The sequence below is a fragment of the Caproiciproducens sp. MSJ-32 genome (genome assembly GCF_018918055.1).
GTDB lineage: Bacteria > Bacillota > Clostridia > Clostridiales > Clostridiaceae > Clostridium.
This window is the reverse complement of sequence record NZ_JAHLPS010000039.1, coordinates 39,840-53,805: the sequence shown is the minus strand read 5'-3', so window position 1 is coordinate 53,805 and position 13,966 is coordinate 39,840. Positions and strand designations below refer to the sequence as shown.

Below are 13,966 nucleotides of genomic sequence, written 5' to 3'. Positions count from 1 at the left end.
TTCGAGTCTATTAAAACTTTTAAGTCTACAGATAAATGTGAACAGAACTATAAATGAAATAGTTGAAGTTTCAATTTGAGGATTTATTCTTCCATCTTTTAACCCCTTGATTTTTTCTCCAAGATGGTATACCTTAGAGAAGTAGGTGAGCATTTGTTTTAAATAACGCTTGTTCATCTCAAAACATCCTTTCTATTGGGTTTGTAGCAAAATTCATTATAGAAAGGATGTTTTCATTTTTAAAGCCTAAATTTTTTCCAGTAAAAATCGGAATTTACATATTTCAATTATTATTCATCTAAACCTTGACATATCAAGGGGCTACGCCCTATTTATTTTTTAATCTGCGAAACTTCTGATTTTAATAATATTTAGATAAATTATTAATTATTCCTTATTAAGTATACATATTCTATGATACATTTTTTAGTTACAAATATCTACATTAATTCTTCCTTATACTTATTTAAAAGTTCTATAACTTCTTCTTTATTTTCTAGCATATTTACTTTATTTTTTATTTCATTACTATTCGGTATTCCTTTTAAATACCAAGCTATATGCTTTCTCATTTCTCTTAAGGCTTTGTCTTCTCCATTATAATTTATTGCTAAATCATAATGTCTAATACACATATTAATTCTATCTTCATAAGTTATCTCTAATGGATCTTCGCCCTTTAACTTACGCTCAATCTGCTTAAAAATCCATGGATTGCCCATACTTCCTCTTGCAATCATAATTCCATCGCAATTAGTCATATTTTTTAATTCAAGAGCATCTTCTGGGGTGAACACATCACCATTACCTATTACTGGAATAGATACAGCTTCTTTAACCTGAGCTATTATATTCCAGTCTGATTTACCTTCGTACATTTGCTGTCTAGTTCTTCCATGAACTGCAATAGCATCTGCTCCTGCTGCTTCAAGTACTTTAGCAACCTCTACAGCATTAATATGTTCCTCGTCCCAACCCTTTCTTATTTTAACGGTTACAGGTTTAGTTGATACTTTCTTTATACTTTCTACTATTTTTCCTGCCAAGGATGGGTTTTTTAAAAGGGCTGATCCTTCACCATTTTTAGTTATTTTATTTACTGGACATCCCATATTTATATCTATTATAATTATATCTTCTCTGTTATTGAGTTCCCTTTCAACAACTTCTGCCATGATTTCAGGATCACTTCCAAATATCTGGGCAGCAACAGGTTTCTCTTCATTAGCTATTCTAAGGAGAGTTTTTGTTTTATCATTATCATAATAAAGTGCCTTTGCACTTACCATTTCAGTATAGACTAATGTACAACCCATTTCCTTGCAAAGAACCCTAAAAGCCATATCAGTAACTCCAGCCATAGGGGCTAAAAATACATTACCTATTAAATCTATACTTCCTATTTTCATATTATACTACTCCTTATTCTTTTCATACATCATCATTAACCCTTCTAATGTTAAATTAGGATCAACCTTATCTATAATTCTGGTTCCTTTAGCTATTAAATTAGCTAAGCCCCCAGTAGCTAAAACCATAGGTTCGTCACAACCTAAATCCATCATTTCTTTTTTCATTTTTTTTACAATATATTCAACTTGACCTATATATCCATATATTATTCCTGCCTGCATACTTGATACAGTATTTTTACAAATTATATTTTTAGGTTTCTCCAATTCTATTCTTGGTAATTTAGCTGCTTTTTCAAATAAGGCATCTGATGATATCCTTATACCTGGAGTTATACATCCTCCAAGATAATTAGCATCCTTAGTTAAAGAACAAAATGTTGTAGCAGTTCCAAAATCTATAATTATAAGGTCTTTTTTATATTTATTATGGGCTGCTACAGCATTTACTATCCTGTCAGCACCAACTTCCTTAGGATTATCATATCTTATATTTATTCCTGTTTTTGTTCCTGGCCCTACAATTATAGGTTCAATTTTAAAGCTTTTTCTAACCATATTTTCTAAGGAATGCATTATATTAGGAACAACTGATGAAATTATTATTCCTTTAACTTCCTTTGGATTTAAATCATTTTGTGTAAAAAGCTGCATAACTTGAATAGAAAATTCATCGGAAGTTTTATTTAAATCTGTAGAAATTCTCCAAGAATGAAGCTGTTCTTTTTCTTTATATAAACCTAAAACTATATTAGTATTACCAACATCTATTAGTAAAATCATACAGACACCACCTTAATACAATTAAAAGCAGCTTTGAAAGCTGCCCTTATAAATATACTTCTTATAGTAAATTTAACACTTTAAATTTTAGCAATTAAATATCATTTGTCAAGGGATGAGAAAATTTATATCAGAATAATCCTGTTATTTCTCCATCTTCTGTTATATCCATTTTATTTGCTGCAGGTACCTTTGGTAATCCCGGCATTGTCATAATATCACCATTTAAGGCAACTATAAAGCCAGCTCCGTTTGATATTTTAATTTCTCTAACAGTAATCTCAAAATCTTTTGGTCTTCCTAATAAATTAGGGTTATCTGATAATGAATATTGTGTTTTTGCCATACATATAGGAAGTTTATCTAAATTAAACTTCTCTAATTCCTTTATTTGCTTTTTAGCATTTGGACTTATAACTATTCCTCTTGCTCCATATATTTCTTTTGCTATTTTTAATATTTTATTTTCTATTGTATCTTCAACTTCATACAAAGGTTTAAAGTTGCTTACTTCATTTTCTAAAATATCGCATACTGCTTCACCAAGTTCTAAAGCACCTTCTCCGCCCTTGCTCCAAACATCAGCTAAAGCTGCTTTTACTCCAATACTATTGCAAAAATCTTTTATAAATTCTATTTCCTCTTCACTATCTGAATGGAATCTATTAATTGCTACAACTACAGGAACATTGTATTTTTTTATGTTTTCAATTTGTTTTTCTAGATTACAAATACCTTCTTTTAAAACTTCTACATTAGGAACAGTTAATTGATCTAAAGGAGCTCCACCATGATGTTTTAATGCTCTTATTGTAGCAACTATTACAACACAGTCTGGACTTAAGTTTCCATACCTGCATTTTATATCTAAAAACTTTTCCGCTCCTAAATCTGCTCCAAAACCTGCTTCTGTTACAACTATATCCCCAAGCTTTAAAGCCATTTTAGTAGCTAAAATAGAATTACATCCATGAGCAATATTAGCAAAAGGTCCTCCATGAATTATTGCAGGTGTATTTTCTAAAGTTTGCACCAAATTAGGTTTTATAGCATCCTTCATTAGTAATGCCATTGCTCCTTCAACACCCAACTGTCTTGCATAAACAGGATTTCCATCTAAATCATAAGCAATTAATATATTTCCCATTCTTTCTTTAAGCTCAGATAAGCTATTTGATAAACATAGTATTGCCATTATTTCTGAAGCAACTGTTATCATAAAGCCGTCTTCTCTAGGAAAACCATTAATTTTACCTCCAAGTCCAACAACAATATTTCTTAGAGCTCTATCATTCATGTCCATAACCCTTTTAAATAATATTCTTCTTGGATCAATTCTTAAAGAATTTCCTTGATGAAGGTGGTTATCTATTGCTGCTGCCAATAAATTATTTGCAGAAGTTATGGCATGCATATCTCCAGTAAAATGTAAATTTATATCTTCCATTGGAACCACTTGGGAATATCCGCCTCCTGCAGCACCGCCTTTTATTCCAAAAACAGGTCCCAAAGATGGTTCTCTTAAAGCTATAACTGCATTTTTCCCCATTTTACATAATCCTTGGCCAAGACCAACAGTTACTGTTGATTTTCCTTCACCAGCTGATGTTGGATTAATTGCAGTTACTAATACAAGCTTTCCATTTTTCTTATCTTTATTCTTTTTCAATATATCTAAAGACAACTTACATTTATACTTTCCATATAACTCAATATCATCTTCAGTAAGGCCTAACTTTTCTGCAATTTTTACTATAGGCTCCATTTTAGCTTCTTGAGCTATTTGAATATCACTCTTCATATACATCACTCCCACTTTTTCAATTAACAATTATCTCCTAATAATTATTCTATTAACTCCATTTTAATATATTATATACTTAATAGTAATTTATATAAATAATTTTAAGTTATACAGTAAATATTAAGCAAAATAGCTGCTTTGTAAAATGGATTTACAAAGCAGCTATTTTATTTAGAAACTAATTTTCATTATAAATTCTTTCAAATTCTTCCCCATCAATTTTTTCTTTTTCTAATAGAGCCTGAGCTACTGCATGTAACTTATTAATATTTTCTTTTAATATAGTTTCAGCTCTATTATATGCTTCATCAATAAATCTCTTAACTTCTTTATCAATTAATGATGCAACTTCTTCACTAAAGTTTCTATTCTTTCCTAAGTTTTTACCTAAAAATACTTCATTATTATCTGAACCATAAGATATAGTTCCAAGTTTCTCGCTCATACCATAATCCATAACCATTGCTCTTGCAATAGCACTTGCTCTATCTATATCATTTTTAGCACCAGTACTTATATCAGCTAATATAAGTTTTTCTGCTATTCTACCTCCAAGAAGCCCTGCCATTTCATCTTGTAATCTTGCTTTTGATGTATATGATCTATCTTCTTCTGGTAGATGCATTGTATATCCACCTGCCATACCTCTTGGAATTATACTTATTTCATGAACTGGATCAGAATGTTCTAATGATCTCATAACTACTGCATGACCTGCTTCATGATATGCAGTTAATTTTCTATCATGTTCATTAATAGTTCTGCTCTTCTTTTCAGGTCCTGCTATAACTCTTGTTATGGCTTCTTCAAATTCTTCCATACCAATTACTTTTTTATTCTTTCTTACAGATAATAAAGCTGCTTCATTTGCTAAGTTTTCGATATCTGCACCACTAAAGCCAGGTATCATCTTAGCTAAAGTCTTCAATTCTACATCATCAGATAAAGGTTTCTTTCTAGTATGAATTCTTAATATTTCTTCTCTACCCTTAACATCTGGTGTACCAACAACTATTTGTCTATCAAATCTACCAGGTCTTAATAAAGCTGGGTCAAGTATATCAGGTCTATTTGTAGCAGCTATCATTATAATTCCTTCATTTGTACCAAAACCATCCATTTCAACTAATAGCTGATTTAAAGTTTGTTCTCTTTCATCATGACCTCCGCCAAGGCCAGCACCTCTTTGTCTTCCTACAGCATCTATTTCATCTATAAAGATTAGAGCTGGGGCATTCTTCTTAGCTTGATCAAATAAGTCTCTAACTCTAGAAGCTCCAACACCCACAAACATTTCAACAAAATCTGATCCAGAAATGCTGTAGAATGGAACTCCAGCCTCTCCAGCTATTGCTCTTGCCAATAAAGTCTTACCTGTTCCAGGCGGACCTACTAATAAAACTCCCTTAGGTATTCTTGCTCCCATTTCAGTATATTTTGAAGGCTGCTTTAAGAAATCTACTATTTCTTCTAATTCTTGTTTTTCTTCATCTACTCCAGCTACATCTGCAAATGTAACTTTTTTATCTTCTGGCGACATCATCTTAGCTCTGCTTTTACCGAAATTCATAACACCTCGTCCACTACCCCCGCCTTGGGCTTGTTGGGACATAATGTAAAAGAAAATAAAGCATAATACCATTAACATCAATGTTGGAATAAGACTAATCCAAAAACTACTATTTGAAGGCTGATTAAATTCAACCTTAACATCATCTTTAGGATTTTGAATTATTAATTGTTGTATTAATTCGCTTGGTGCATATGTTGTAAATTGCTTATTATCTCTTGTCTTACCTGAGACAATCATTTTTTCCTTTTCAACAACTATACTATCTATTTCATTATTTATCCACTTTTGTTGGAAATCACTGTACACTATTCTATTTGATGCATTACCACCATTCCATAATAAAGTTGCTGATAGAAAGAGCATCACAATTACAAATATCCATACCGTTGCACTTGAATATTTTTTCATTCAAGGCCCCCCTTTCTTCTAGTTTTTTGTAAACTTTATTTATATACTTCTTCTTTTAGTACACCTATAAAAGGTAAATTCCTATATTTTTCAGCATAATCTAATCCATATCCAACTATAAATTCATCTGGTACTTCAAACCCTAAATAATCTACATCAATTTTTGTTTTTCTTCTTGCTGGTTTACTTAGTAGCGCAGCAATTTTAATACTTTTTGCATTTCTAGCTTTAAGATATCTTTGAAGATAATCCAATGTAACTCCACTGTCAACAATATCTTCTACAATTATTATATCTTTATCATCTATCTCATTATCTAAATCTTTTAATATTCTTACAATACCAGAAGTTTCATATGAATTTCCATAACTAGATACTGCCATAAAATCTAGTTCACAAGGTATATTTATATTTTTTATAAGATCAGCAGTAAAAACTACCGAGCCTTTTAAAATACCAACTACTAATAAATTTTTATCCTTATAATCTCTGCTTATTTTACTTCCAAGTTCTTTTATTTTCTCCCTTATTACTTCCTCAGTTAATAAAATTTCTTTTATATCTTTAAGCATCTCTTTTTTCCTTTCCTCTAAAAGTAATCTTTAAAATTCTACTTGTCTTATTTGTTACCTTAAAGCTTTCGGAAACCCTATATCCCACTATCCAGGCAATTTCTTCATCAAAGATTACAAGGGGTATTTTATTCCTTTCTTCAGCAGGTATTTTTAGATTTATAAATATATCCTTTAATTTTTTACTATTTTTCATTCCTAAAGGAATCATTTTATCCCCATTTCTTCTTTGCCTGATTTTTAATTCTTCTTTTATATTATCATAATCGAAATATTTTATTAATACATTATTAGAAAATTCTATATTATTTTTCAAATTGTTAATAATTTTAAACTCTACTATATATTCATTATATTCTATCGAAATATTATTTAAATCTTTTTTATTAATAATTACTTCCTTCTCCTCTTCACCATCCCTTTTACTTAATACTTTAATTTTATCTTTTAAGTAAATATCTCCATATATATTTTCACATATTATATTGTTAGGTAAATATATTCTTTTATTTGTAGTATTTTTAGATAATCCTATAACTTCATATATATGTTTCATCTCAATATTATTATATTTTTCGGAGAAGTTAAATAAAGATTTCCTTATTAGCCTTGTTAAAAGAGCCAAATCTAAAGAAAAGGCTTCCTTTGAAATAATTAAACTATCGGATCTTTTCTCACAATACTTTGAATAGTAAATATCCACTTCTTTGCTTAAATAATCATTATCTATTTGAATAAGCTTACTCATTCTATTGATAGTTTCAATTATATCACCATTAAAATTTTTCTTCATATATGGAAGTATATCATGCCTTATCTTATTTCTACTATAAATATTTTCTAAATTTGTCTTATCAATCCTAGGCTTTAAATCATTTATTCTGCAATAATTCTCAATTTCATCTCTTGAAAGGCATAAAATCGGTCTGATTATTCCCCCTTCTCTCTTTACCCTAATACCACAAAGTCCTTCCATACCAGATCCTCTCATTAAATTTAGTATTACAGTTTCTGCATGATCATTTAAATTATGAGCTATTGCAATTTTATTGTAACCTTCTTCTAGTTTAATTTTTTCAAAAAAGCTATATCTCTCCTCTCTTCCAGCCATTTCCTCTGATATACCTTTTTCTTTTGATATTTTATGTATATTTACTCTAGTTGAAAAGAATTCAACATTTAAACTTTCACATAATCTTTTAGAATACTCTTCATCTTCAATAGCTTCATTTCCTCTTAACATATGATTTATATGAGCTGCTCCTAGCTCTATTTCTAAGTCACCTTTTAATTTATATAATATGTGAAGTAAACATACAGAATCAGGTCCACCTGATAGACCTACTAATACCTTATCACCTTTATCAATGAGATTATTTTCAATTATAAAAGCCTTTACCTTGTTAATCACATTAAAAAACTCCTCAGCATTTTTTGATATATCTATAATAACACAATTGTAATAGTTGTAAACAACTATTACAATTCACAATCCACAATACAAAATTCACAATTTAGGATTATAGGTAGTTTAGCTAAAAAGCTGATATATTATTTTTATAATTTAGCAAGGCTGAATTATTTCCTAAATTGTGAATTACAAATTAATAATTCTAGTTTATTAAATATATTCATGATCTTACTATAAATATATCTTCTAAATCCAGAAAATTATTAACTTCACTAATTACAAAAAATATATTATTAGATTCTCAACAAATCTAAAAATCATCTTAAATTATAAATTTTGAATTAAAACAAGGAACTTTACCTAACAACCCCTTATTTTAATAGGTTGCATAAATTTTTGATACTAATACTGTCATATCATCTCTTACTCTTCCATTGCTTAAAGCAATTGCCTTATCTAATATATTCCTTGATAATTCTGACGGATTACTATCCGAATATTTTAAATATTCTTCTAACCAATAATAGCTTCCTAAATTATTTTTATCCACATCTAAAACCCCATCACTTATTGATACAATAATATCTCCATGTTTAAGCTTTACTTTTTCAGAATTTATGTCTACAGAATCTAATATTCCAAAAGGAAGACTATTGCATTTTATTACCTTTACCTCATCACCTCTTTTTATAAAGCTAACTACCCCTCCGATTTTTACAAATTCTGCTTCTCCTGTATATAAATCAATTAAATTTAAATCCATAGTTGTAAATTTTTCATCCTCATTAAATTTCATTGTCATTATTGAATTAACAGTATTTATAGCAGTTTTTTGAGTAAATCCTGCTTCAATAAACTTTTCTACTAAGTCCACTGCCAGCTTACTTTCAGTTGAGGCTTCTGGTCCAGAACCCATTCCATCACTTATTATAGTTAAATAAGTTCCATCATCATTAGTATTAAAACTATAGCTATCTCCTATAGAACTTTCTCCATCCTTAGATTTAACTGCAGCAAAAGATGCTACATGATATTTAGGGGTCTCTTCAATTATAATTGAACACTCATCTGTATCTGGATCTATTCTACAGCCAGATTTAGATATAGAAATTGGAACTTTTACTAAATCATTTATTACCGGTAATATATTTTTAACACAATAATTACATCCTTCACAATTAGTTAATGTAACCTTAATTTTCATTCTTCCTTTTCTATCTAAATAACAGAATAAATTCTTATATTCTATTTTTGCCTTATTTAGTGACTTCTTTAAGATTTTATCTATTTCTGAGCATATCGAAACATCCTTTTCAAAATCTCTAATCATATCTCCCATTGTTACAGTCATATTATTAATATGACTAGCTATAAGCTTTCTTCCTTCTGTTAATTTAGTTTTTAAAGCCTCATTAACAGTATAATTATTTACAATTTCCTGAGCATTTTTTATTAAACTGCTTTTTTTCACACATCTATTATCTAAAACCTTTGGAAAATGTATATCATTTTTTTCACAACTACTGATAAGTTCTGAAAAACCATCAAAAGTATAACGTAAGTTTCTATCCCAACATCTTTGCTTTAATTCACAATTATAACAAACTCTATCAGCCAGACTTTCAACCATTGCAGTTCCCTTATTGCTTAAAGATAAAATATCATTTTGTCCTAAATTTAATATAGAATTAGATAAACTTCCTAGTACTGCTTTCATTGAATTTAATCTATCTAAAAATTCATTTTTAACTTCATTTAAATTAAACTCATTAATAATTTCAATTTTTTTATCTCTATTTAACTCATTCACAATATTATTTAATATTGCTTCTGGTATAAATACAAATAAAGTCAAGGCAATTAATACTTCTATCATTCCTGCTATGTTAAAAGAATTAGAATACATTAATATTATAAAATGAACAACTATATAGCTTAATGACGAAAAGACTCTTCCTGTTTCCTTAAAAACTCCCATAATAAGTCCACATAAGCTGAAAATAGTTATATAAGTTACTATATCATTATTTGTTATTCCTATTATAAAACCCATGGAGATTCCAATAGCTGATCCTAGTCCACTTCCGCCAATAAAAGCAAAAAGAGAAATCACAAAAATTGCTATTATATTTCTTAAGTAAACACCTAAAATATTAAAACTGCCTACTCCAGTAATTAATAAACATACTAATATTCCTATACTTATTAATTCTTCTGTAGAAAATAGGTAGTTACTATCTAACTCATCTACTGAACTTAATGCATAACTTATTATATATTTAACAGGTACTATACTTAATAATTTTAAAAAAGAAAATATTAAATTAATTTTAATAGGCTGCTTATAAACTAAAAAATTAAATATTAAAAAGGCTGAAAATATGATTAAGAAGGTTATAGCATCCCTTTCCTTTATATTTATTTGATTACATATTTCACTATAAATTAATACTATTAATGCTACAACACAATATCCAATAGCTCCTTCTAGAATACTAGCTATTGATAGGTATCCTATTGATGTTCCAAATAAGGCAAGGATCTTATCCCTTACAGTTTCCCTTTTTAAACATATTAAATATGCAATACCAAAGGGTGCTATGCCTATATCTCTTGTTATTGATAATAAAACCCTGCTTAATAAAATTCCAATAGCAAATATTATTAAAGATTTAGCAACATCTCCCTGAAGCTTAACTTCCCTTTTATTATTTTTATTACTTACTCTTTTATATGTTGATATATCCACACCATATTGCATATTATTACCTCACCTTCTTTAAAATGTATTTTGATTATAGCATTATGTTAAGGTGAGATATGTCAATATATGGTTTTTAAAAAAATTTTCGTAGGACATTTTATTTTATAATCTCTTAAAGATAGATAAAATTTTAGAATTATTTCTTTTATAGTTAAATTTCTTATTTTCCTCGTTTAATTCAAACTATTCCCTTAAAATCTAATCTTTATCATTATTTTTTTATTTTTTCTATGGCATTTATTTTGTCATTATAAACAAATTTATGATGAAAAAAATATATAAAAATTTATATAAAAAAAGTCATAAAACTTAAATAAGTTTTATGACTTTGGTGCTGAAGACCGGAATCGAACCGGTACGGTATCGCTACCGCAGGATTTTAAGTCCTGTGCGTCTGCCAGTTCCGCCACTTCAGCGTATATGGTAGCGGAAATAGGACTTGAACCTACGACACCTCGGGTATGAACCGAGTGCTCTAGCCAGCTGAGCTATTCCGCCACATTTGTTTTGGTTGCGGGGGTAGGACTCGAACCTACGACCTTCGGGTTATGAGCCCGACGAGCTGCCAACTGCTCCACCCCGCGATATTATTAAGTTAAATTCAACTTTGGTGCTGAAGACCGGAATCGAACCGGTACGGTATCGCTACCGCAGGATTTTAAGTCCTGTGCGTCTGCCAGTTCCGCCACTTCAGCATATTGTTTACGTCCTGTCGACGACAAAAATAATTATATATTATGTTATTATAAGTGTCAACATATTTTTAAAAAAAATCAAAATTTGCCTTTTCTATAGTAAGTAATAAAGGCTGCCTTAATGGCTAAAAGCTTAAAAATGAGACTTATACTTATATAGATTTAAAATTATCTTAAAAGAATTTTACATTTTATATAAAAAAGGACTGTCCCAGACAGTCCTCTTATAGATTTATATATAAATTTATATGATGTCTATAATTACCTAATAAAAAATTAATAACCTCTTCTTCCACTCTTTGATTTGAAATCTTGGTTTCTTTTTATATCCTGCATTCTTTCTTCGCTATCCTTCAAAAATTTTGATATTATATCTTCAAAATTCCCTGAAGAGCTATAATTTTTCTTGTTTTCTAAAGACCAATCAATTTCTATAGGGTTAGATGACTTTTTTTGTACATTTGCTTGTTTTATGGACAGGCTAATCTTACCATTATCATCTATTGATATCACTTTAACTTTAACTTTGTCTTTTTCCTTAAGATGTTCTCTAATATCTTTTACAAAAGTATCTGCTACTTCTGAGATATGAACTAATCCTGTTTTATTTCCCTCTATTTCTACAAATGCACCAAAATTAGTGATGTTAACCACTGTACCCTCTAAAATGTTTCCTGCCGCTAAGGTCATGTTACAAAGATTCCTCCTTAAAAATAAAAAATAAATATATGTTATTATAATAATAACCTCTTTTTATAATTTTAAAACATATTGATTAATTTTGCTCTTGGGAATTTACAACCTTTTCTCCTTCTTTTACCATTCCTAGTCTTTCTCTAGCGCTTTTTTCAATATATTCATCAGAACCAATTTTTTCCAAATCTTTTTGAAGTTCTGCATTTTTATCTCTAAGCTCTTCTAGTTCTTGCTGACTAATAGTAATTTCTTCTTGGATTTCTTTTATTGTAATCCCTTGCTTTATATAATTGTATATGAAAATAGCAAAAATAAAAAATATAATAATTCCTTTAAGAGTTAATCGTTTTTTAATTTACAACACCCTCTTTAAATATATTATATATCTATTTTAATCACTAAAAATATTTTATTCAAGCTATTTTTTTATGTTCCTACCTTTTTCCTAAAATATTATAATATATTATTTTTACAGGATAAGATAAAGTTTTAAAAATTATTCTAAAAAGCCAGCTCACCTTTTCTATAATATAAATTTCTATCTTTCTAACTTTTGAGCTAATAATCTTTAAATAGATAATTAATGTTAAAATCATAAATACATAAACATAAGGTCCTAGGAAAGCATAGTTCTTATATAGTAAAAAAGTAAAAACTATTAAGGCTGTTAATACCCAAAATAATATATCTTCAATTATTACTATTATTTTAGGTACCTTTATTCCCCTTATCATGCTATATAAATCAAATAAAATACCAATTAAAATTCCAGATAAAATTGAATATAATACAGTTTGAAATTGAACTTCTAAAGTCAGAGGCATACAGACCTACCTAAAAAGCCTTGATATTATACTTTCTTTTTCTTTTTTTACTTCTTTATTACTATAAACTATAGAAGCTATGTTTCCTATTATTATCAAATCTCCATTTTGAACATCTAATTTATTCATTTTCAACTCAGAACCTTTAATTGTTAAAAAACCTAATTTTGTATTTAATAATATCTTTTCATCATCAAAACTAATTACTTCCTCTGCTCCTGTAAGGGTTAACTTTTTTCTATTTTCTAAGTATATATTACTTTTTACTTCTTCTATTTTATTTTCTATTCTCTTCTCCATAATATCTCCTCCAAATATTCTTAATAAAATATATGAAGGATTTATTATATTTATTCTTTATCTTCTTCTCCTTCTAGAATCTCATACATTTCTTTCGCATTCTCTTTTTTAACATGTTCTGCAATATTGGTTATTTTTGCTTTTAAAGATCTATTTGCAAATTGTATTTCTATAATATCTCCTTCTTTAACAACAGTAGACGGTTTGGCCACCTTATCATTTATAAAAACTCTTCCCCCTTCACAAACTTCCTTTGCTACAGTTCTTCTCTTAATTATTCTTGAAACTTTAAGGTATTTATCTAATCTCATAATCAAACTCCTTTCTAAAAAAGAACCCGAGAAAAACTCGGGTTCTTAATATTACTTATTAACTCTGTCTTTAAATTCTTTACCTGCTTTGAAAACTGGTACTGTAGATGCTGGAATATTAATAACTTCCTTAGTTCTTGGATTTCTTCCTTCTCTTGAAGCTCTTTGTCTAGTTTCAAAAGTACCAAATCCAATTAATTGAACTTTGTCGCCTTTTTCTAAAGTTTCTTCTACTGTTTCAATAAATGCTTTTAAAGCCGCTTCAGCATCTTTCTTTGTTAATTTACTTTTTTCTGCCATGCTAGTGATTAATTCTGATTTATTCACAATTACATCCTCCTTAAATAACCCGTTTTAATATTTTGGTAGTTAATTATTTCCTTAATATGTACTATAACTACATTATCTTATTA

General features: G+C 28.7%; 13 protein-coding genes and 4 tRNA genes. All 17 read right to left on the bottom strand.

The genetic code is table 11. From position 1 onward, the window contains the following. Nucleotides 1-440 precede the first annotated feature (440 nt). Nucleotides 441-1,409, bottom strand: coding sequence for a tRNA dihydrouridine synthase DusB (gene dusB / locus KQI16_RS04885; RefSeq protein WP_216432580.1), 969 nt, complete (start codon nucleotides 1,407-1,409; stop codon nucleotides 441-443). A gap of 6 nt (nucleotides 1,410-1,415) precedes the next feature. Then, on the bottom strand, nucleotides 1,416-2,195 hold the full coding sequence (locus KQI16_RS04880; RefSeq protein WP_216432579.1) for a type III pantothenate kinase: 780 nt from the start codon (nucleotides 2,193-2,195) through the stop codon (nucleotides 1,416-1,418). Nucleotides 2,196-2,325: 130 nt separating this feature from the next. Beyond that, nucleotides 2,326-3,996, bottom strand: a complete 1,671-nt coding sequence (locus KQI16_RS04875) for a formate--tetrahydrofolate ligase (RefSeq protein WP_216432578.1) — start codon at nucleotides 3,994-3,996, stop codon at nucleotides 2,326-2,328. A 181-nt stretch (nucleotides 3,997-4,177) separates the two neighbouring features. Beyond that, complete coding sequence (gene ftsH / locus KQI16_RS04870) at nucleotides 4,178-5,980, bottom strand: ATP-dependent zinc metalloprotease FtsH (protein ID WP_216432577.1); 1,803 nt, start codon at nucleotides 5,978-5,980, stop codon at nucleotides 4,178-4,180. A 35-nt stretch (nucleotides 5,981-6,015) separates the two neighbouring features. Continuing rightward, on the bottom strand, nucleotides 6,016-6,552 hold the full coding sequence (hpt, locus tag KQI16_RS04865; protein WP_216432576.1) for a hypoxanthine phosphoribosyltransferase: 537 nt from the start codon (nucleotides 6,550-6,552) through the stop codon (nucleotides 6,016-6,018). Beyond that, a complete protein-coding gene (gene tilS, locus KQI16_RS04860; RefSeq protein ID WP_216432575.1) occupies nucleotides 6,545-7,963 on the bottom strand; it encodes a tRNA lysidine(34) synthetase TilS in 1,419 nt (472 codons plus the stop codon). The genes hpt and tilS overlap by 8 nt, the downstream gene beginning before the upstream one ends. A 376-nt stretch (nucleotides 7,964-8,339) precedes the next feature. Further along, on the bottom strand, nucleotides 8,340-10,724 hold the full coding sequence (gene spoIIE, locus KQI16_RS04855) for a stage II sporulation protein E (protein ID WP_216432574.1): 2,385 nt from the start codon (nucleotides 10,722-10,724) through the stop codon (nucleotides 8,340-8,342). 332 nt (nucleotides 10,725-11,056) lie between these two features. Then, a tRNA-Leu gene (locus KQI16_RS04850) sits at nucleotides 11,057-11,143 on the bottom strand. A gap of 5 nt (nucleotides 11,144-11,148) precedes the next feature. Then, nucleotides 11,149-11,225, bottom strand: a tRNA-Met gene (locus KQI16_RS04845). Nucleotides 11,226-11,235: 10 nt separating this feature from the next. Further along, nucleotides 11,236-11,311: transfer RNA gene (locus tag KQI16_RS04840), tRNA-Met, on the bottom strand. Between the two features lie 24 nt (nucleotides 11,312-11,335). Then, nucleotides 11,336-11,422 (bottom strand) — tRNA-Leu (locus KQI16_RS04835). A gap of 276 nt (nucleotides 11,423-11,698) precedes the next feature. Continuing rightward, nucleotides 11,699-12,112, bottom strand: coding sequence for a S1 domain-containing RNA-binding protein (locus tag KQI16_RS04830; protein WP_216432573.1), 414 nt, complete (start codon nucleotides 12,110-12,112; stop codon nucleotides 11,699-11,701). A gap of 85 nt (nucleotides 12,113-12,197) precedes the next feature. After that, entirely contained in the window at nucleotides 12,198-12,431 is a 234-nt protein-coding gene (locus KQI16_RS04825; RefSeq protein WP_330654136.1) for an FtsB family cell division protein, read from the bottom strand. A gap of 121 nt (nucleotides 12,432-12,552) precedes the next feature. Beyond that, on the bottom strand, nucleotides 12,553-12,942 hold the full coding sequence (yabQ, locus tag KQI16_RS04820) for a spore cortex biosynthesis protein YabQ (protein WP_216432572.1): 390 nt from the start codon (nucleotides 12,940-12,942) through the stop codon (nucleotides 12,553-12,555). A gap of 6 nt (nucleotides 12,943-12,948) precedes the next feature. Next, the gene (gene yabP, locus KQI16_RS04815) at nucleotides 12,949-13,242 is read right to left on the bottom strand and encodes a sporulation protein YabP (protein WP_216432571.1); all 294 of its coding nucleotides are present in this window, start codon (nucleotides 13,240-13,242) and stop codon (nucleotides 12,949-12,951) included. A gap of 50 nt (nucleotides 13,243-13,292) precedes the next feature. Beyond that, nucleotides 13,293-13,553, bottom strand: coding sequence for an RNA-binding S4 domain-containing protein (locus KQI16_RS04810; RefSeq protein WP_216432570.1), 261 nt, complete (start codon nucleotides 13,551-13,553; stop codon nucleotides 13,293-13,295). A gap of 51 nt (nucleotides 13,554-13,604) precedes the next feature. Beyond that, nucleotides 13,605-13,880, bottom strand: a complete 276-nt coding sequence (locus tag KQI16_RS04805) for an HU family DNA-binding protein (protein ID WP_216432569.1) — start codon at nucleotides 13,878-13,880, stop codon at nucleotides 13,605-13,607. Nucleotides 13,881-13,966: the final 86 nt, after the last annotated feature.

Coding starts and splice junctions, on each gene's coding strand:
- dusB (WP_216432580.1), bottom strand. CDS start 1,409: ATGAAAATAGGAAGTATAGATTTAATAGGTAATGTATTTTTAGCCCCT.
- KQI16_RS04880 (WP_216432579.1), bottom strand. CDS start 2,195: ATGATTTTACTAATAGATGTTGGTAATACTAATATAGTTTTAGGTTTA.
- KQI16_RS04875 (WP_216432578.1), bottom strand. CDS start 3,996: ATGAAGAGTGATATTCAAATAGCTCAAGAAGCTAAAATGGAGCCTATA.
- ftsH (WP_216432577.1), bottom strand. CDS start 5,980: ATGAAAAAATATTCAAGTGCAACGGTATGGATATTTGTAATTGTGATG.
- hpt (WP_216432576.1), bottom strand. CDS start 6,552: ATGCTTAAAGATATAAAAGAAATTTTATTAACTGAGGAAGTAATAAGG.
- spoIIE (WP_216432574.1), bottom strand. CDS start 10,724: ATGCAATATGGTGTGGATATATCAACATATAAAAGAGTAAGTAATAAA.
- KQI16_RS04830 (WP_216432573.1), bottom strand. CDS start 12,112: ATGACCTTAGCGGCAGGAAACATTTTAGAGGGTACAGTGGTTAACATC.
- yabQ (WP_216432572.1), bottom strand. CDS start 12,942: ATGCCTCTGACTTTAGAAGTTCAATTTCAAACTGTATTATATTCAATT.
- yabP (WP_216432571.1), bottom strand. CDS start 13,242: ATGGAGAAGAGAATAGAAAATAAAATAGAAGAAGTAAAAAGTAATATA.
- KQI16_RS04810 (WP_216432570.1), bottom strand. CDS start 13,553: ATGAGATTAGATAAATACCTTAAAGTTTCAAGAATAATTAAGAGAAGA.